Source organism: Lentiprolixibacter sp. (assembly GCF_982873095.1).
Window position 1 is genome coordinate 1 of the sequence record NZ_CEYNTP010000122.1, and the last position, 5,413, is coordinate 5,413.

Here is a 5,413-nt window from a genome sequence, read left to right on the forward strand (position 1 = left end):
AGGCCATCCATAAGGCGCAATCCTTTGACTTCGAACTGCAGGGTGCCGTAATGGCGAGCGATGCTTTCTTCCCATTTCCGGACTGCGTGGAAATCGCACATAAAAGTGGTATCACGAGTGTGATACAGCCAGGAGGTTCCATCAAAGACCAACTGAGCATCGATTATTGCAATGCCAACGGAATTTCAATGGTAATGACAGGGACACGTCATTTTAAGCATTAATTTTACTATTTTTATCGATGAAATACACCCGATCATCGAAAGGGAAATAATTAGTTTTTAATGGGATTCTTTGATTTCTTAACTGAGGAGATCGCCATCGACCTGGGTACGGCGAATACTCTTATCATCCACGCCGACAAGGTAGTAGTGGACAGCCCTTCTATTGTAGCCAGGGACCGCATTACCGGTAAGATCATTGCCGTGGGTAAGGAGGCGAATATGATGCAGGGGAAGACCCATGAAAATATCAAGACCATCCGTCCTTTAAAAGACGGGGTGATCGCGGATTTTGATGCCTCCGAGAAGATGATCAATATGTTCATCAAGAACATCCCGGCCCTTAAGAAGAAATGGTTCCCTCCTGCATTACGGATGGTGATCTGTATCCCTTCAGGAATAACGGAAGTGGAAATGCGTGCCGTCAAGGAATCCGCCGAACGGGTGAATGGCAAGGAAGTATACCTCATCCATGAACCTATGGCGGCCGCCATAGGGATCGGATTAGACATTATGCAGCCCAAGGGAAACATGATCGTGGACATCGGTGGGGGAACTACAGAGATTGCGGTTATTGCCCTGGGTGGAATTGTATGCGACAAATCAGTAAAGATCGCAGGTGACGTATTCACCAATGATATCATTTATTACATGCGGACCCAGCACAACCTCTATGTAGGGGAAAGTACTGCCGAAAATATCAAGATCCAGATCGGTTCCGCAACAGAAGACCTGCAGTCGCCGCCAGACGAGATGTCTGTACAGGGAAGGGACCTGCTAACTGGTAAGCCCAAACAGGTCTCCATTTCGTACAGGGAGATTGCTAAAGCCCTGGACAAGTCTATCCTGCGCGTGGAAGACGCCGTGATGGAAACCCTGTCTCAAACTCCGCCAGAACTGGCAGCTGACATCTATAATACTGGGATATATCTTGCAGGGGGTGGCTCTATGTTGCGCGGCTTAGACCGGCGGCTATCACAGAAGACCGACCTCCCGGTATACATTGCTGAGGATCCTTTGCGAGCCGTAGTACGGGGAACGGGGATAGCCTTGAAAAACCTGGAACGCTACAAGAGTATCCTTATCAAATAAGCAGGGAAAAGAGGATTGGAATCCTGACCTGCATTTCAGATCGTTTAACCTGCACCAATAGGGAAAGTGAATGCAACAGATTATCAACTTTATAATCCGGTTCAAAACCACCCTGTTGTTTTTGTTGCTATTACTAATTTCCCTGTTCCTCACGATTAAAGCCCATTCCTACCACCAGTCTATTTTCTTTAATTCTGCAAACCGACTTTCCGGAAACCTCTACAAGACGTCCAATAATATTTCTGAATATTTTAGGTTGCGCTCTGATAACCGGGACCTGATAGAAGAAAACACGGGCTTATATCAGTTGCTGTTCAATTACGGCATTCCGGATACCATGGAGCTGGATGCTGCTGATGTCCGTTACCGCATCACCCCTGCCCGTGTGATCAAGAACAGCTATGGCAACCTGAAGAACTATATTACGATTGACAAGGGGGAGCGACAGGGAATCCGTCAGGATATGGGGGTCATAACCGCAAAAGGCATCCTGGGTATCGTAGAAGCGAGCTCCAAAAACTATGCTGTTGTTCAGAGCATCCTCAACACCAATTCCAACATCAATGCTAAGATCAAGAACACTGATTATTTCGGTTCCCTTACCTGGGACGGATCGGGATATGACCGTGTTCAACTGGAGGATATTCCCCGGCTGGTGCAACTTATGGTTGGGGACACCATTGTCACTGGTGCCATGTCCAGCATTTTTCCGGAAAATGTCCCAATTGGGGTGATAAAAAAGTTCGATCTGAATGTATCAAAGAGTTTTTATCAGATCGAAGTGGCCCTGTTTAATGACATGACCAATATCAGCAATGTCTACGTCATTGAGAATGTAGACCGACCTGAAATCCTGGAATTACAATCAACCGTAGAAGATGATGCGGAATAGCTATTTCATTAATGCCCTGCGGTTTATACTGTTGGTGATGGTCCAGGTCCTGGTGTTCAACCAGATGAACTTCCTTGGTTTTATCAACCCCATGGTGTACATCCTGTTCCTCTTCTGGTATCCTATCAAGGAGAACCGCATGCTTTTTATTGGACTCGGTTTTCTGCTGGGCTTTGTAATCGACCTCTTCTCAGACACCCTGGCACTGCATTCAGCTGCAACCGTGACCATAGCCTATCTTCGTCCGGCCGTGATGCGTTTTGTCTTTGGGGTGAACTACGAGTTTCAAAGCTTCCGACTTTCCAATACCACACGTGCACAACAATTCACGTTTTTGGCGTTATTAATTTTGGTACACCACACCATATTCTTTACACTGGAAATTTTTAGTTTGTCCAATTTGCTTTTAATTTTGAAAAAAGTGGTGTTTAACTCACTTGGTACCATAATTTTGTGCTTGTTGCTCAGTTCGCTTTTTAGTCCTAGCAAAGAATGAAAAAGTTTTTATTATCCTCCATAATCGTGCTCATCGGGGCAACCTTCATAATAAGGTTATCCTATTTGCAGCTATTCAGCACCACATCTGACCTGGTGTTGGAGGACCCGGCGATAAAAACCATATATGACTATCCGGAACGGGGTTATATCTACGACCGCAATGGAAAACTCCTGGTAGCGAACCAGCCCGCTTATGATGTCATGGTCATCCCAAGGGAGGTGCAACCCCTGGACACCCTGGAGTTTTGTTCTTTACTAGGCATTGAGAAAGCAAAATTTGTAGATCGCCTGGTAAAAGCCAGACGTTACTCCCCCCGGCTTCCCAGTGTACTTGTGCCCCAATTATCCAAAGAAGATTATGCCCGTCTGCAGGAAAAAATGCGGAAGTACGAAGGCTTTTACATTCAAAAACGGTCCCTGCGTTACTATGACACCAAAAGTGCGGCCAATGTCCTGGGCTATATCAGTGAGGTCAATGAAACGGACCTACAGAAAAACCCCTACTATGTGCAGGGAGAACTCACAGGCAGGACAGGTATTGAAAAGCAATACGAAGAAATCCTCAGGGGGAGGAAAGGTGTGAAATACATACAAAAAGACCGCTTTAACAGGGACATCGGTCCTTACAAGGGTGGCGACTTAGATACCCTTCCCAAGCAGGGGGAAGAAATTCACATAAGCCTGGATAAGGAGCTGCAGGAATACGGGGAGCGCCTAATGGTTGGTAAGAGAGGGGGCATTGTGGCCATTGAACCCAGTTCTGGAGAAATCCTTACCCTGATTTCGGGACCAACCTATGACCCGGCGCTGCTGGTAGGGCGACAGCGTTCCAGGAACTACACCAAACTACATTATGATACCATCTCAAAACCTACGTGGGACAGGGCAATTCTGGCAGAGCCTTCACCAGGCTCGCCTTTTAAGATCCTCAATGCCCTGGTGGCCCTGCAGGAAGGGGTGATACAGCCAGAAACCACATTCCGTTGTTATAACGGCTTTTATGTGGGGAATGTGCTAAGGGGATGCCACTGCGGGGGCGGTGTCCGCAATATGATCAGTGGCATATACGAGTCTTGTAACGCCTATTTTGCAGGTACTTTCAGGCGGATCTATGACAACTATACCACTACAGACGAAGGTATGGATGTTTGGGAGAAACATATGAAAAGTTTTGGCCTGGGTAATTACCTGGGGTACGACCTCCCCACGGGAAGGCCTGGAAGGATTCCTTCCAAAGAATATTATGACCGGGTTTACGGGGACAATCGCTGGTCTTCCTCATTTATCATATCGAACTCCATCGGGCAGGGAGAAGTAGCGGCTACTCCGATTCAACTCGCCAATATGACAGCGGCCATTGCCAACCGGGGGTATTTTTACACCCCCCACCTGATCAAAAAAATTTCCGGGGAAGATGTTGAAATTCCAAAATTCACAGAGCGGAAGTACACCACCATTGATCCCCAGCATTTTGAGCCTGTAATCAACGGGATGGCCAATGTATATAAAATTGGTACGGCCAAATGGCTGAAGATTCCCGGCATCGACATTGCCGGAAAGACGGGAACGGTAGAAAATTTCACCAGGATCAACGGGGTAAAGACACAGTTAACAGACCACTCCGTGTTTGTAGCATTTGCCCCTGTGCAGAACCCAAAAATAGCCCTGGCCGTTTATATCGAAAACGGATACTACGGAGCCCGGTATGCAGGCCATATCGCTTCCCTGCTCATAGAAAAATACCTCAAAGGGGAAATCACCAGGAAAGACCTTGAAAAACGAATGCTGGAAAAGACACTTGAGCATGAGTACGCTAAGCCGTACAGTGGGGAAGAATTCAAGATAAACGAGTATGTTTGGTAGGAACGTACTTCGACGGATCGACTGGCTTACGATATTTTTATTCCTGATGCTGGTCGCCATCGGATGGGTGAACATCTATTCCACCACGCTTACCGATGAGGGCAGTTCACTATTGGATTTAAGTCAGCTCTACGGAAAGCAGCTTTTCTTTATCGGGGTAAGCCTGGTTACCATAATCGTACTGCTGGCATTGGAAGCCTCCCTTTATGAGCGATTTGCCAGCCTCATTTACATCATTGTGATAATCCTGCTCCTGGGCCTCTTTGTTTTTGGCAAGACTATCGCCGGAGCCACCTCCTGGTACGACCTGGGATTCTTTAATCTACAGCCTTCAGAACTCGCGAAATTCGCAACGGCCCTGGCACTCGCCAAATACCTTAGTGATATTCAAACGGATATCAAAAAGAGGAAACATCAGCTGTTTGCCTTCCTGATCATCCTGGTGCCCATGATCCTGATCATACCGCAACCCGACCCGGGCAGTGCGCTGGTCTTTTCTGCGCTTATTTTTGTGATGTTCCGGGAAGGATTACCCCTGTACTACCTGTGGCTGGCCCTGCTTACCATTGTGATTTTTATCACCACCTTAATGTTCGGGACGGCCTGGATGGCCATAGGGCTGGCTTTATTGATTACTTTATTCCTGCTCGTAAAAAGGGCCTCCTTTAAAGTACCCACAGTGCCCCTTGTCCTTTTCTATGTGGTTGCCATTGGTTTTTCACTTTCCGTTAACCTGGTCTACAACCATGTATTTGAACAAAGGCACCGGGATCGGTTCAGCCTGTGGTTGCGACTTGAAAAAGACCCGGAGAAGCTGGATAAGATCCGGAAAACCATCGGATACAAT

5 protein-coding genes and 1 pseudogene are annotated in these 5,413 nt (G+C 47.1%); all 6 read left to right on the top strand.

Going from position 1 to position 5,413, the window contains the following annotated elements; genetic code table 11:
- Positions 1-224: pseudogene (locus AC4E7D_RS08500) on the top strand (bifunctional phosphoribosylaminoimidazolecarboxamide formyltransferase/IMP cyclohydrolase); the annotation flags it as partial.
- Positions 225-284: 60 nt separating this feature from the next.
- Complete coding sequence (locus AC4E7D_RS08505; RefSeq protein ID WP_490173378.1) at positions 285-1,313, top strand: rod shape-determining protein; 1,029 nt, start codon at positions 285-287, stop codon at positions 1,311-1,313.
- A 70-nt stretch (positions 1,314-1,383) separates the two neighbouring features.
- Entirely contained in the window at positions 1,384-2,205 is an 822-nt protein-coding gene (mreC, locus tag AC4E7D_RS08510; protein WP_490173379.1) for a rod shape-determining protein MreC, read from the top strand.
- On the top strand, positions 2,192-2,701 hold the full coding sequence (locus AC4E7D_RS08515) for a rod shape-determining protein MreD (protein ID WP_490173380.1): 510 nt from the start codon (positions 2,192-2,194) through the stop codon (positions 2,699-2,701). Before mreC ends, AC4E7D_RS08515 begins: the two co-directional genes overlap by 14 nt.
- Entirely contained in the window at positions 2,698-4,566 is a 1,869-nt protein-coding gene (locus tag AC4E7D_RS08520) for a peptidoglycan D,D-transpeptidase FtsI family protein (protein WP_490173381.1), read from the top strand. Before AC4E7D_RS08515 ends, AC4E7D_RS08520 begins: the two co-directional genes overlap by 4 nt.
- A partial coding sequence (rodA, locus tag AC4E7D_RS08525) for a rod shape-determining protein RodA (RefSeq protein WP_490173382.1) occupies positions 4,556-5,413 on the top strand: 858 nt, incomplete at its 3' end. The genes AC4E7D_RS08520 and rodA, both read left to right, overlap by 11 nt.

Excerpts from the sequence above, each read along its gene's own strand:
- AC4E7D_RS08505 (WP_490173378.1), top strand. The coding sequence starts at position 285 with ATGGGATTCTTTGATTTCTTAACTGAGGAGATCGCCATCGACCTGGGT.
- mreC (WP_490173379.1), top strand. The coding sequence starts at position 1,384 with ATGCAACAGATTATCAACTTTATAATCCGGTTCAAAACCACCCTGTTG.
- AC4E7D_RS08515 (WP_490173380.1), top strand. The coding sequence starts at position 2,192 with ATGATGCGGAATAGCTATTTCATTAATGCCCTGCGGTTTATACTGTTG.
- AC4E7D_RS08520 (WP_490173381.1), top strand. The coding sequence starts at position 2,698 with ATGAAAAAGTTTTTATTATCCTCCATAATCGTGCTCATCGGGGCAACC.